The sequence below is a fragment of the Flavobacteriales bacterium genome, from assembly GCA_020635795.1.
GTDB lineage: Bacteria > Bacteroidota > Bacteroidia > Flavobacteriales_E > Vicingaceae > Vicingus.
On sequence record JACJZD010000001.1, the window covers coordinates 819,026 to 834,100 of the forward strand.

Sequence of the window (15,075 nt, forward strand, 5' to 3'; positions counted from 1 at the left end):
TAAAATGAATTACATCTTCAAAATATTACTTTTTTTAAGCTTTCTTATATTTAATAGCACTACTATTTCTGCACAAGAATTGAATTGTAATTTTCAAGTCAACTCATCTCAAATAATAGGTTCCGACAAAAGTATTTTTGAAGTGTTACAAACTAGGTTGTCAGAATTTGTAAATAGTAGAAAATGGACTAAACATAATTATCAAATTCAGGAAAGGATAGAGTGTACCATGCTAATTAATATTACCGAACGTGTAACTCCAACCTCATTTAAGGCAACTATTCAAATTCAATCTCGCCGTCCAGTTTTTAATTCATCATACAGTACCACGTTAATAAATCATATTGATAAAGATTTTGAGTTTAATTTCAATGAATTTGAACAATTGGAATATTCCGAAAATTCGTATGTATCAAATTTAACTTCAGTAGTATCTTTCTATGTGTACATGATTTTAGCAATGGATTACGAGTCCTTTTCTAAAAATGGAGGAAGTCCTTATTTAACATTAGCTCAAAACATAGTTACAAATGCTCAAGGTTCGGGCAGTTCTGGCTGGAAAGCTTTTGAAGACACCAAAAATAGGTATTGGTTAGTTGAAAATTTGTTGAAGCCTAATTATGTTCCTTTTCGTGAAACAATGTATAACTACCATCGTTTAGGTTTTGATGTTATGTCAGCCGATGTGACTAAGGGTAGAGCTGTAGTTGCTGAATCAATAAAAAACTTGGAAAAAGTTTTTACATACGATATGAATTCATTTCAACTACAATTTTTCTTTAATGCAAAAGCAGATGAAATTGTAGAACTGTTTAAAGAAGCTCCGCAGTCGGAAAAAAGTGAGATTGTTCCTATTCTTAATAAGATTAATCCTGCCAATTCTAATGTTTACGAAAAGATTATTTCTGGTAAATAAATGCTACTCAATTTATCCATTTCCAATTACGCAATAATAGAAAAATTAAACCTTGATTTTAGCGAAGGATTTACAGTGATAACTGGTGAAACTGGAGCAGGAAAATCAATTTTGCTAGGAGCTTTATCTTTAATTCTTGGTCAGCGAGTAGATACTTCGGTTTTAAATGATAAAGAAAAAAAATGTGTGATAGAGGGTATCTTTAAATTGGATAAAAAAAACTTTCTAGAGTTTTTTAAAGAAAATGAGTTAGATTTTGAGACCGAAACAACCATTAGACGAGAAATTTCTTCTTTAGGGAAGTCAAGGGCATTTATTAACGATACCCCTGTAAATTTAAATGTTGTAAAAGAACTGGCTGAACAGCTTATCAATATTCATTCTCAGCATCAAAATTTATTAGTAAAAAATGGAAATTATCAGCTTACAGTAGTCGATTCATTCTCAAATATCCAACAAAATGTACAGGATTTTGAGGAACAATATCGCTTGTTTTTAATTCAAAAAAATAAATTAAATGAATTAAAAAGCAAAGAAAATAAAGCAAAAGCTGATGTTGATTTTCTTAAATTTCAGGTAAATGAAATAGAGGCTTTAAAGTTGAAAGAAGACGAACAGCAAGAAATTGAAGAGCAGCTTGACATACTCAATAATGCAGAAGAAATTAAAACAACGTTACATCAAGCATCATCATTGTTGCTCGAAAACGAAAAAAGTATAGTTGGTGATTTAAAGTCTATTTTACAGTCGTTTTCAAAAATAGCTCATTTATCTGCTGATTATCAGATGATGTTTGATCGACTAAATTCCTTGTCAATTGAAATAAATGATTTATCAAGAGAGGTTTCGGTGTTGAACGATAATGTGAATTTTGATAATTCAGAAGCAGACTATTTAAATAATAGGTTAAATACCATTTATTCCTTAGAGAAAAAACATCACCTCAATAACTCAAATGAGTTAATAGATTTATTACTTAGTTTAAAACAAGAATTGACACAAATTGAATCTATTGATGAAGTTATTGGTGATTTAGAAAAAGAAGTGTTAAGAAAGGAAAATGACTTGAAGCTTTTAGCGAAAGACTTGTCGGAGAAAAGAAAGAAGAATATACCGAGTTTAGTGAGTTCTATTCAAAACAATCTTGCAGAACTGGGTATGCCTGAATCAAGTTTTGTAATTAATCAAGAAATACTTACAGATTTAACTGCAACAGGTATCGATAAAATTGATTTTTTGTTTTCTGCAAATAAAGGATTTAAACCTGAGGAAGTTCAAAAAGTAGCTTCTGGGGGCGAATTATCAAGATTAATGTTAACCATTAAATCGATACTTGCAAAAAGTAATAATTTGAGTACAGTCATTTTTGATGAAATAGACACTGGTGTTTCGGGTGATATTGCAGATAAAATAGGAACGATAATGAAGCTAATGGCAAAAGACATACAAATAATTACCATTACTCATTTGCCTCAAGTTGCTGCAAAAGGTAAACATCATTACAAGATTTTTAAAGAAGTTAAAAGCGAAAAAACGATTACAGATGTAACAGTTTTGGGCCAAGAAGAAAAAATAAATGAAATAGCCAAGATGCTAAGTGGAAAAGAACTTACAAAAGCAGCGTTAGAAAATGCTAAAAATCTTATTTCAAATTAATATATTTGTACCAATTCATTTAAAAAAAAATATGACTGCAAGAAACAAACTCATTTTTGGATTAATCATTTCTTTTATGATTTCTTTAGTTAGTTTCTCATGTAACCCTCATAGAAGAGGGCATACGGCCAGTCAAATTGGTGCTGGTGGAGGAATAAAGAAACATAGAACTCCAGCAACAGCTAAAAGAAAGAGAACAGTAAAATATTAATAAAACATCTATCATGTCAAACAATTTATTAAAAGGTAAAAAAGGTATTATTTTCGGTGCATTAAACTCTAATTCTATTGCTTGGCAGGTAGCTGAAAGAGCGCATGAAGAAGGTGCTGAGTTTATTTTAACTAATGCTCCTATAGCATTAAGAATGGGAGAGTTGGATGAATTAGCAAAAAAAACTAATTCAGATGTTGTTCCAGCGGATGTTACTTCGATGGAAGATTTAGAAAATTTATTTAATAAAGCAGAAGAGAAATTTGGTAAAATTGATTTTATCTTGCATTCTATTGGAATGTCTATTAACGTTAGAAAGAAAATTCACTATACTGAAACAAACTATGATTTCTATGCAAAAGCAATGGATATTTCAGCCATTTCTTTTCATAAAGTAATGAAAGTTGCAAAACAAAAAGATATTATGAATGAGTGGGGTTCTATTTTAGCCTTATCATTTATTGCCGCTCAACGATCAATTCCTGGGTATAATGACATGTCTGATGCTAAATCGTTATTAGAATCAATTGGAAGAACTTTTGGGTATTATTATGGAATAGATAAAAAGGTAAGGGTTAATACAATTTCACAATCACCTACTAAGACAACTGCAGGTGGTGGAATAAAAGGATTTGATTCTTTGTATGATTATGCTGACTACAATTCACCATTGGGAAATGCACCAGCTTTAGATTGTGCAAATTACTGTATTGCTATGTTCTCAGATTTGACTAAATATGTAACGATGCAAAACTTATTTCATGATGGAGGTTTTTCTTCTACTGGAGTAAGTGATAGAGTAATACACCAATTTGAAAAAGGAATGTAATACTATAAGATTTAAATTAAAGCCTTACTATTAGTAAGGCTTTTTTATTATTGATAAAATGGATTTAAAAGGTAATAAACATATTTTTTTATTGTTGGTTGTTTCAATATTAGCTTATTTACCTATTCTTTTTAATGGATTTACCTACTATAGTGATGATAATTACATCTTAAATAATCCTTTAATTCAATCATTTTCTACAGACAATATATCATTAATATTTACCTCTTTTTTTGACGGACATTATCATCCCCTTACTTTACTTTCTTTTTCTTTTAATTATTTTTTTTCAGGTGAATCACCATTTGGTTATCAACTTACTAATTTGATGTTAAATGCAGTTAATTCGTGTTTAGTATACATTTTAGTTTTAAAGTTGTTTAATAATAAAAATCAAGCTTTGATTGTTGCATTAATTTTTGCATTACATCCGTTACATGTAGAATCTGTAGCTAGAATAACAGAAAGAAAAGATACATTATTTGCTTTGTTTTTTCTAGCCAGTTGTATTTCATACATTGTTTTTATTGAATCTAAAAAATTCAAAAAGTATGGATTAGCAATCTTGTTTTTTGTATTGGCACTTCTTTCTAAAGGACAAGCAGTAACATTACCAATTACTTTATTAATTATAAGTTTTTTTATTTTAGGATATAATCAAGGGTTAAAACAACTCAAATACATCTTACCATTGTTTCTGTTGTCGGGCTTATTTGGTTTTTTAAACTTAAAAGCTCAACTGTACACAGGTTATTTTTTAGATACAACATCAATTCCATTTATTAATAATGTTATATCAGCTGGATATGTTTTAACGAATTATATTTTTAAGTTGTTTTTTCCTATTCAATTGTCCCCTCATTATCCATATCCTTTTGATTTAACAGCTTCTGTACCTAAAATTTATTATTTATTTACTTTAATATTCCCAGTTGTTCTTGCTATTATTTACTTTTTCAGAAAAAATAAAACTATTCTACTTGGATTACTGTTTTACTTATCCAATATATTTTTGATGATTAGGTTTATTCCAGTTGCTGAAAATGTTATGCCAGATAGATATAATTACTTACCAATAATTGGCTTTGTAATTATTCTTTATTATCTGTTAGAAAAAGTATTAAAGAAGAAGCTAATGCTTGGTGTTTATATTGTTTTAGGTTTGTTTTTTATAAAATCATTTACCCAAAGTTTGGTGTGGAAAAATGGAATAAAAGTTTGGGAAACAGCTCATAAATATTATCCAAATGATTCTGAAATAAATCAAAATTTAGGAAGCCATTATTATTCGAATGGTAAAATTGATAAGGCGCTAAAATTTACTAATAAAGCTATAGAACTAGATACTAATAATATTTTGGCTTTTATAAATAGATCAAATATTTTTAATAGCCAACAAAATTATAAAGCGTCGTTAAACGATTTAAAATCGGTACTTCAAGTCAAAGCTATCTCAGCAAAGGATCTGTCAAATCAGTCGGCTGTTTTAATTCAAATCGGAGAATTTGAACAAGCACTAGTAAAAAATAAATTAGCTATTGAAAAAAATCCATATGATGCTAAATTGTATTATAATCAAGCAGCTATACTTCTTTTATTAAAGCAATTTGATAATGGATTATTGTCGATTAATAAATGTATAGAATTAGTACCTTTTTATATTGGGGATGCTTTCTTGCTAAAATCTAAATTAGCATTGTATAATTATGATGTGACTACTGCAGATAAGGCTTTTAAAGAAGCTAAGAAATACACCACTAAGAAAGAGAGTGTACAAAATACAATGTATGCCATTCAGAATGTGATGACTTATGAAACTGCTTTGAAAAGTAGTAAGAATGCTAAAGAATTGAATACTATAGGACTAACGTTTTATAATCTTGGGTTTTACCAAATTGCAATCAACTATTTTGAAAAAGCTATTTCTCTTGATGAAAATTATTCACCAGGATATCAAAATTTAGTTTATTCTTATTATGCAACTGGTGATTGGTATAAAACATTTGAAAATTATAAGTTGGTTAACCAAAAGAATATTGTAATAGATGGCAAAGTAAAACAGCAATTGATAAACTTAGAAATAATCAATCTCTAATTTGTACTTTTAATTAATGATTAAATTAAAAAATAAGATAGTACTGTTGAGCATATCTATATTATGTTTATTCGGTAGCCTATTTGCACAAAAATATGGCGATAAAGATTATTTTTTGGTAGATTCCTTAAATTTAGAAAGCCTTACAGAATCAGACCTCATAATACTTAATGAAGCACTAAATAAGTATCATAACTCCAAACATGATACCTCTAAATTAAAAGCATTGGAATTAATTTCTGAAAATCTAATGCATGACATTTGGATAGAATACAATCTTTTAGTTAAAAAACAGGCGGAGAAATCGTTAGCCGAAAAACCTGAATTGGCATTAAAAAAATTCTATTTAAAGTCGTTGGCTGGAGCTATAAATAATATTGGTGTTAACTATGAACAACAAGGAAATTTAGTCGATGCAATATTATTTTTTCATAAAAGTTTAAAAATACAAGAGTATTTTCATGATTATGATGGTGCAGCAACAACCTTAAACAATATTGGAGCAATATATAATGCGCTTGGTAATCAAGATAAAACGTTAGAGTATTTTTATAAAAGTTTAAAATTAAGAGAGCAAATTGGAGATAAGAATGGAATAGCTCAATCTCTGAACAATATAGGTTCAATACTTTATGTTCAAAAAGATTTAAGTAAATCGCTTAGTTGTTTTGAAAGAAGTTATGATTTGTATAGGGAAACTGATGATAAAGAAGGAATGGCTTATTCCTTAAGTAACATGGGTAATATTTATGATTTATTGAACTCTGACAAAGCATTAAGTTATCATCAACGTAGTTTAAAGTTAAGAGAGCAAATTGGCGATAAAAAAGGCGAAGCTTTTGGTATGGTAAATTTAGGTGAATCATATTTGCTGTTTAATAAAAAGGAGGAAGCTTTAATTGCTGCAAAAAAAGCTTACGAATTGTCTACATCAATTGGGTATCCAGATAACATACAAAAATCTGCATACATACTCAGCAAGATTTACAAATTAAAAGCTGAATTTCCATTGGCGCTTAAATATTTTGAAATAGCTGTTCAAATGAAAGATAGCATTAGAAGTGAAGAAACAAACCGAGCGTCTTATAAATTACAAACCAAGTACGAATTTGAAAAACAACAAGCAGTAAAAGATGCTGAACATAATAAACAGATGGAAATAATTGCTGAAAGAGGTGAGAAGCAGACTGTTATAACTTATTCAATAGCCGTAGGGTTAATTTTGTTGTTAATGTTTTCAATATTTGTTTATAATCGATTACAAATAACTAAACGGCAAAAAAATATTATTGAAGAGCAAAAAAAATTAGTAGAGGTTAAGCAGAAAGAAATATTGGACTCTATAAATTATGCGAAACGAATTCAAGGAGCCATATTGCCTTCAGAACGAATTATTAATGAAACATTAAAAAATAATTTTGTTTATTACAAACCTAAAGATATTGTAGCTGGAGATTTTTATTGGATGGAAAAAGTAAATGGAACAGTTCTTTTTGCTGCTGCCGATTGTACTGGTCATGGTGTTCCTGGAGCAATGGTAAGTGTGGTTTGTAATAACGCATTAAATCGTTCAGTACGAGAATTTAATTTGTCTGACCCTGGAGAAATATTGGATAAAACTAGAGAGATTGTTATACAAGAATTCCAGAAAAGTGATGCAGATGTAAAAGATGGGATGGATATTTCGCTTTGTAGATTAGAAAACAAAAAATTAAAGTGGTCAGGCGCAAATAACCCTTTGTGGATTTATAGGAATAATGAATTGATAGAGATTAAACCCAATAAACAACCTGTTGGTAAATCTGAAATAGCCCAAAGCTTTTTAACTCATGAAATTGAATTGCAAGAAAATGATACTTTATATGTTTTTACTGACGGATATTCAGATCAGTTTGGAGGGGAAAAAGGTAAGAAATTTAAAACTGCTCGATTAAAAGAGAAACTACTTTCTATACAAGGGTTGGATATGTTGAAACAAAGAGAATTTATTCATGAAACATTTGAAAAATGGAAAGGAGATTTAGAGCAAGTTGACGATGTTTGTATCATAGGCGTTAGAATATGATGCAAACGAGTCAGTTTACCCTGAGCGAAGTCGAAGGGATGTTTGTATCATCGGTGTTAGAATATGATATAAACGAGTCAGTTTACTCAGAGCAATGTCATGCTGAGCCTGTCGAAGTATTGTCGAAGAGTATTATAAGTATTAGGATATAAATCATATTTTTTTAAATTTTGAAGAATTAATTTCGTTAAAAAAACAACATGAAAAAAATCATTAACACATCAAATGCTCCAGCACCAATTGGACCTTATAGTCAGGCAGTTTTGGTTGGAAATACCTTATATACATCAGGTCAGATAGCCATAAATCCAGTAACGAATGAGTTAGTTTTATCTAACATTAAGGATGAGACTAAAATGGTTATGGAAAATTTAAAAGCAGTACTTCAAGCTGCTGAAATGGATTTTACTCATGTTATCAAATGTTCGATTTTTATAGCTGATATGAATGATTTTGCACAAATCAATGAAGTGTATGGTAGTTATTTCAAATCAGATTTTCCGGCAAGAGAAACAGTACAAGTAGCTTGTTTACCTAAAAATGTTAATGTTGAAATATCTGCAATAGCTATTAAATAGAGTTATTAAGTTCTTAATAAACCTTTTAGTAAACCTCTTTTTATAAATTAAAAGCTAGCTTATTTTTAATGTAAAAAGTAATGACTAATTAAAACAAATTCTTAATATGCGTATAGCTCTAGTTATTCTAATAATTTTATTATTTCATGATGTTACTCAATCTAAAAATACAGTATTATATGGAAAAGGAGCTAATGAAGTTGTTCGTGGTAGTTTAGAGGTTCGTTTTAAAGAGTTTTCATCAATACCTAATTATGTTAAATTTAAAAAAGGAGAAGAATTACCATTTGATAAATTAAGTTCATTTTTAAGTAATTTTTATAAATTAGATTATAATTATGGATTAGAGCTGATAAATATTGAAAATGATAATTTAGATTTTACTCATTATCGGTATCGCCAGACCATAAATAATATTCCAGTGAGACTCAGTATGTTTATTGTTCATACCAAAAAAGGATTAATAAAATCTATGAATGGTGAATTATTTGATAACGCTGTTGGTTCTAATTCAATAGCTATTACTGAACAGGAAGCAATTAGTTTCGCTTTAAATTTTATTAATGCCGAAACTTATAAGTGGGAAGTTGAATTGGAGGAAAAACATTTAAAGTGGTCAACAGAAAATAATGATGCTACTTATTATCCTCAAGCTGATTTAGTATTTATTTCAAAAGATGGTAAAATCACTAATGAACTTAGAGTTGCTTATAAATTTAATATCTATGCTCATCAACCAATTTCTCGTCAAGAAGTATATGTTGATGCAATAACAGGTGAAATACTTTTTGCTGAAAATAAGATTCAACATGTTGATGAAGTTGGTACTGCACAAACTGCTTATAGTGGTTTACAAGTTATAACTAGTGATAGTTTGGGAAGTAATATTTATCGGTTGCAAGAAATAGGTAGAGGGAATGGAATTAGAACTTTTAATTGTAATAATGATACCGTTTTTAACAATATAGATTTTATAAATTCAAACGCTAATTGGAATTTAACTGGTATTGATTCTTATGTCTTAGATGCTCATTGGGGTGCTGAAATGACGTACGATTATTATTTAAATAAACACGGAAGAAATAGTATCGATGGAAATGGTTTTAGATTAGACAGTTATACTCATTACGCTAATAATTACCAAAATGCATTCTGGGATGGAACAAGGATGGTATATGGGGATGGACTTCTTTCTAATAACACTTCTCCTTTTACCTCAATTGATATTGTGGGACATGAAATCACTCATGGAATGACAAATTTTACTGCTGATTTAATTTATTTTGCCGAATCAGGTGCATTAAACGAGTCATTTAGCGATATTTTTGGAGTCACTATTGATTATGTTTCAAGACCTTCTGTCGCAAATTGGTTAATAGGAGAGGAAGTTAATGGAGTAGGAATTAGAAATATGACAAATCCTAACCAATTTGATAATCCAGATACATATCTTGGAGATTTTTGGCATCCTATAGGTTGGGGAGGATGGGATAATGATGGTGTACATACAAATAGTGGGGTTCAAAATTTTTGGTATGTACTTTTGGTAAATGGAGGCAATGGTATTAATGATATTGGGAATACATATTTTGTAAATGGATTAGGATTAGATAAAGCTGCTGAAATCGCTTATAGAAATTTATCAGTTTATTTAACGCCGAGTTCAAATTATCAGGATGCCAGATTTTTTTCTATTCAAGCAGCAGTAGATTTATATGGGGAATGCTCAGTTGAAGTAGAATCTGTAACAAATGCATGGTATGCTGTTGGTGTTGGAGATGCTTATATGACAGGCGCGTATAGTGATTTTGAAGCATGTTATATTAATTCTTGTGAAGTACCTTATACGGTAGATTTTTCAAATAATAGTCAAAATGGAGTTTCATATTTATGGGATTTTGGAGATGGAGACACAAGCTCTGTTTATTCTCCTTCTCATACTTATAACAATTATGGAGTTTATTCTGTTAAATTAAAAGTCGATGGAGGAAACAACTGTGGTACAGATTCATTAATTAAAACAAATTACATAAATATTGATTCGATGGCTCTTTGTAATACTTCTACACCAGCTCAATTTGGATTTTTAAATATTACAGATTGTAAGGGTAGGTTATTTGATAATGGGGGGGCATGCTCAAATTATCTAGGGGCTAGTGAGTTTCAAATTCTTATTCAACCTCCAGGGTCGCAACAAGTGAGTTTAGATTTTATAATGTTTGATGTAGAAGCAGGAAGTCAAGGTGGTTTAATATGTGATTATGATTTTTTGAAGATTTATGATGGTCCATCAACTTCCTCACCTCTCATTGGAATATTTTGTAACAATAATTTACCTCCATCAACAATTAATTCAACTGGTAATGCATTAACATTGGTGTTTATATCGGATAATGCGATACAAAATAAAGGGTTTGAGATAGAGTGGTCATGTATTGAAAGTACCCTAGCACCCGTTGCTGATTTTGTTTCTGATGTTGATTCAACTTGTTGGGGAATGGTAAGATTTACCGATCTTTCAGCCAATGGTGCTTCTAATTGGATATGGGATTTTGGTGATGGAGCAGTATCTAGTATTCAACATCCTATTCATTACTATCAAACTTCAGGAATATATACAGTTAAACTTACTGCTACTAACTCTTTTGGAACATCAACAGAAACGAAAACAGATTATATTTATGTAAATATTCCTGTGGTACCTACTGTAATGGGTGATACTATTTGTAGTGATACTACAGCCTATTTATCGGCTATTGGGCAAGGAACTCTTAGGTGGTATGATCATCCTTCAAATTCATTCCCCCTTTTGGCAACCGGAAATAACTTCACTACTCCAATATTAAATACATCAAAAACATATTATGTTTCAGACGTGCTTGATGGACCTGTACAAAGTTTAGGTAAAATTGATAATACAGGATCGGGAAATTATTCTAATAGTGGAGGTTTATTTTTTAGAGTTTATAAAACAATAATTATTCAGTCAGTAAAAATATATGCTCAAACTGCTGGTAATCTTAATATAATAATAGCTGATTCTACTTTTTCTTTACAATTACGTTCAAGCACCAATTATGTAAATATTGGAGAACAAATCGTTGAATTAAATTTTAAATTAGAACCTGGTGCTTATTATTTAAATATAACTAATCCTACAATCCCATTAGGCCCTAAATTATATCAAAATACTGGTTCAATAAGCTATCCATATACATTAAATGGTTTAGCATCTATTATTAGAGGTAATAATCCCTCTGGTTATTATAATTTTTTTTATGATTGGAAAGTATATGAGCCTGGTTGTTCAAGCCCGAGAGTTCCTGTTGTAGCAGTTGTTAATTCTTGTGTAGGAATAGATGAATTGAATTTGTCATCTCATATTTTATCATATTTTAATAATTCAAACAATAAAATAGAAGTAAAGTTTAACAACATACGAAAAGGGGAGTATCACTTAATGGTTGTTAGTAGTTTAGGGCAAGTAGTTTATAATGAAATGTTAAACATAAATGGAGAGGTAAAAAACCATAATATTAGCATGGAAGGAAAGTCAAAAGGAATATATTTTCTTTTATTAAAAAATATAAATGGATCGTATGTTAATAAAATACTAAAAACAAACTAAATATAACTGAATCAACTGAATTTAGTATAACTTTTGCATTGAATAAACAAAAACTACTAATCTATTTTAGTAACCCATTCTGGTATAAATAATCTCTAGTTTGATAATAAGAGACCGCTTCTTTTATCGCTTGTTCGTTTTCAGGTAATAGTGTTAATATGTTTGATGATTTATCCCATTCGTAATAATTGGCAGATTTCATATCACCTAAAACCATTAATTTATTTTCTTTCATGTACCCCATTTTTCTATAATTACCAATAAAGGTTCTTTCATCCGTTGGTTTCATTTTTCTAACATCTTTCCCAAATAGTTGAGTGGTATAGCTCCAATTTAAATACCCAAAAAGAGTAGGAAAAAAATCTATTTGAGAACAAAATGTACTTATTTCCTTATTTTCTGTATTCGGTAAATTGTATATAAAAGCTGCAATATGATATTTTGATACATCAAGCTCTTGTTTTCCAGCACTAGAAGCACAATGGTCTGACATGATGACAAAAACGGTATTACTAAACCATGGTTTTTTCTTTGCTTTTTCAATAAAATCGTAAATAGCGTAATCGGTGTATTTTACAGCACCTTCACGACTTTGTTTTGATGGGATATCAATTTTTCCTTCTGGATATGAGTATGGCTTATGATTAGAAGTTGTCATTACAAAATTGAAAAAAGGTTGATTGTTCTCATAATCTTTATCGGCTTCTTTAATTACTTTACTATAAATATCCTCATCACAAACCCCCCAAGCATTTTCGAATTGAACTTCGTCATCATTAATATTGGTTCTTTTTGAGTTGAAATCATCCCCTAATAGAAAACCTCTACCTCGATCAACAATATCAAAACCATTACCACCAAAATATTGGTTCATGTTGTCGAAGTACCCATCTCCTCCATAAAAGAAAACATTTTTATAATTTTTTTGTTTAAAAATAGACCCAATAGTAAATAATCCTGTATTGTTTGCTCTTTTAACAATACTTCTACCAGGCGAAGGAGGAATACATAGTGTAATCGCTTCCATTCCTGTAACAGTTCTTGTACCAGTTGCAAATATATTGTTGAAAAAAATACTATTCTGAGATAAAGAGTCTAAAAATGGAGTGATGTTATATTCATTTCCAAACCTTTTCATAAAATCAGCACTAAAACTTTCAATACAAATAAATATAACGTTTGGTTTTAGTTCTTCACCTTCATTTTTTACTAATCTTTTTAGACTATATAAACTATCTGTTAAATATGTTTCATTCTCAGCAAGTGTTAATTCTTTTAATGTTGTAAAAGACTCATCCAGATCTCTTGTTGTATAAAACTCGGTATAACTCAACTCATTATTTCTAAAAGCTGCAAAAAACGAGTAAATTCCTGATTTACTTAATTCATTCTCATATCTGTTTAACGACCATTCGGCATCTTTGTTGGTAATAAACAAAGTGAATAAGATTGATACGGCTAATACCAATAAAAGTACGGTTGCTTTAGTTTTTAATAATAATGTTGAAGAGAAAGTGTTATTGAAAATACCTTGTTTAGCTGTTAAGTAAATAAACAGGCATACCACTAAAATAACACTTGGTAATAATATGTACAAAGGATAGGATTGGTGTATGTTTTGAACTACTTCAAAAGTGTAAATCAAATAATCAACGGCAATAAAGTTAAATCGGCATTTAAACTCATCCCAAAAGGTAAATTCAGCTAAAAAACTAAAAGTGAATATGGTTAAACCTACAAAATAAGCAAAGTAGGTAATGTACTTGTCAAATTTACTACCCACAAGTTTATTTGGGGTAATTAATAAATAGATCAAATAGGGAAGTAAAAAATATGAAATAACTCCAAGGTCAAAGAATAAACCCATTAACAAAATCTTGAAGAAGCTAATTATCGAAAAATCAATAAATTCGAACGACCAAATATAAAATGCTAGTCTAGTTATTTCTGAAAAAACCAGAAAAAACAAAGCGAAAAAATAAAGTAATGAAAGTCGTTTTTGAAAAAATAAGTCTTTAAACTTGTTCATAGAAAGGTTATATTTCAACAAAAATAACAATAAAGACTTGATTTTTGTTGTTGTTCTTTGTGCTCATTATTTTAAAAGGGTTTAATATTGTTTTAAAAAAAGATTAGTTGAGGAATTACTTTACATATCTGTTATTATTTTTTGCATTGGTAGCTCAATGCCAAAACGATTCGTCTGGTATTCAATATTACCAGATAAATGAGAACTTACAGTATGGTTATGCAAAACCAAAATTGTTTGATGGGGTTACAAATATTCCAAAAAATTATTTGGATTTAGGAAGGGGCTTTAAGGATAAAAAAAATATTGCATGGGTTGGAATTGCTATAGCATCAACAGGCATTCTAATTCCTCCTGATCAAGATTTAATTGGACATGTGGAGAATATTTCTTATTCTTTAAATCTTTCAAGAAGACATCAGTACAAAAAGATTTTTGGGTTGATGGAGTACCCAACCAATATTTCTGCAACTTTTTACCATTTTGGGCATGGTAGTATTTCGCTTTTAGTTGCTGGTGGATTATTGACTACTGGGTTAATAAGAAACGATTATAGAGCAATTCATACTTCTATTGAGATAGGTGAAAGCTTACTTACACTTGGTGTTATGACACAAGGATTGAAGCGTGTTTTTGGTAGACAAAGCCCAAACCAATCAACTGTTGATGGGGGTGAATGGAATTTTTTTCCAAATCAACGAGATTATATGAAACATACTGCCTATTATGATGCAATGCCCTCTGGACATATGGCTACAATAATTGCAGCAGTAACGGTTGTGTCTAAAAATTACCCAGAAGCAAGATGGGTTAAACCTTTAGGTTATACCATGGCTACTTTAATGGGTATTGAAATGATGAATAGTGGAGTACATTGGGCGTCCGATTACCCATTGGGAATTTTAATTGGTTATTCTGTTGCTACGGTATCGGTAAACCGAAGAATAAAACGGATTGATACATCAACTACTTCTTACCATCAAACAAAAATACATCCTCAATTTTTTGTGTCGAGTTTATACGGTACTCCAGTTTATGGAATTAAAGCGGTGTTTTAAAACGATTTAC

At 29.8% G+C, this 15,075-nt stretch carries 10 protein-coding genes; 9 read left to right on the forward strand and 1 reads right to left on the reverse strand.

Features of this window, described 5'->3' with window-relative positions:
• The first annotated feature begins 4 nt into the window (after positions 1-4).
• The 8 genes from H6589_03535 to H6589_03570 all read left to right on the forward strand — a co-directional run bounded on the left by H6589_03535 (position 5) and on the right by H6589_03570 (position 11,978).
• On the forward strand, positions 5-916 hold the full coding sequence (locus H6589_03535) for a DUF4835 family protein (protein ID MCB9173657.1): 912 nt from the start codon (positions 5-7) through the stop codon (positions 914-916).
• Positions 917-2,572 (forward strand): DNA repair protein RecN, encoded by a 1,656-nt coding sequence (gene recN, locus H6589_03540; protein MCB9173658.1) that lies wholly within the window; start codon positions 917-919, stop codon positions 2,570-2,572. It abuts the gene before it with no gap.
• A gap of 31 nt (positions 2,573-2,603) precedes the next feature.
• Positions 2,604-2,783, forward strand: coding sequence for a hypothetical protein (locus H6589_03545; GenBank protein MCB9173659.1), 180 nt, complete (start codon positions 2,604-2,606; stop codon positions 2,781-2,783).
• A 13-nt stretch (positions 2,784-2,796) separates the two neighbouring features.
• Positions 2,797-3,612, forward strand: a complete 816-nt coding sequence (locus H6589_03550) for an enoyl-ACP reductase (GenBank protein ID MCB9173660.1) — start codon at positions 2,797-2,799, stop codon at positions 3,610-3,612.
• Positions 3,613-3,670: 58 nt separating this feature from the next.
• The gene (locus H6589_03555; GenBank protein ID MCB9173661.1) at positions 3,671-5,707 is read left to right on the forward strand and encodes a glycosyltransferase family 39 protein; all 2,037 of its coding nucleotides are present in this window, start codon (positions 3,671-3,673) and stop codon (positions 5,705-5,707) included.
• 16 nt (positions 5,708-5,723) lie between these two features.
• Positions 5,724-7,772 carry a tetratricopeptide repeat protein gene (locus tag H6589_03560; GenBank protein MCB9173662.1) on the forward strand — a complete coding sequence of 683 codons (2,049 nt, stop codon included), beginning with the start codon at positions 5,724-5,726 and terminating at the stop codon, positions 7,770-7,772.
• A 200-nt stretch (positions 7,773-7,972) separates the two neighbouring features.
• Entirely contained in the window at positions 7,973-8,350 is a 378-nt protein-coding gene (locus H6589_03565) for a RidA family protein (GenBank protein MCB9173663.1), read from the forward strand.
• Between the two features lie 106 nt (positions 8,351-8,456).
• A complete protein-coding gene (locus H6589_03570; protein MCB9173664.1) occupies positions 8,457-11,978 on the forward strand; it encodes a M4 family metallopeptidase in 3,522 nt (1,173 codons plus the stop codon).
• A 61-nt stretch (positions 11,979-12,039) separates the two neighbouring features.
• Here H6589_03570 and H6589_03575 read toward each other — a convergent pair whose 3' ends face one another.
• Positions 12,040-14,007 carry a sulfatase-like hydrolase/transferase gene (locus H6589_03575; GenBank protein ID MCB9173665.1) on the reverse strand — a complete coding sequence of 656 codons (1,968 nt, stop codon included), beginning with the start codon at positions 14,005-14,007 and terminating at the stop codon, positions 12,040-12,042.
• Positions 14,008-14,114: 107 nt separating this feature from the next.
• Between H6589_03575 and H6589_03580 the strand changes: the two genes are divergently transcribed.
• Positions 14,115-15,065, forward strand: coding sequence for a phosphatase PAP2 family protein (locus H6589_03580; protein MCB9173666.1), 951 nt, complete (start codon positions 14,115-14,117; stop codon positions 15,063-15,065).
• Positions 15,066-15,075 lie beyond the last annotated feature (10 nt).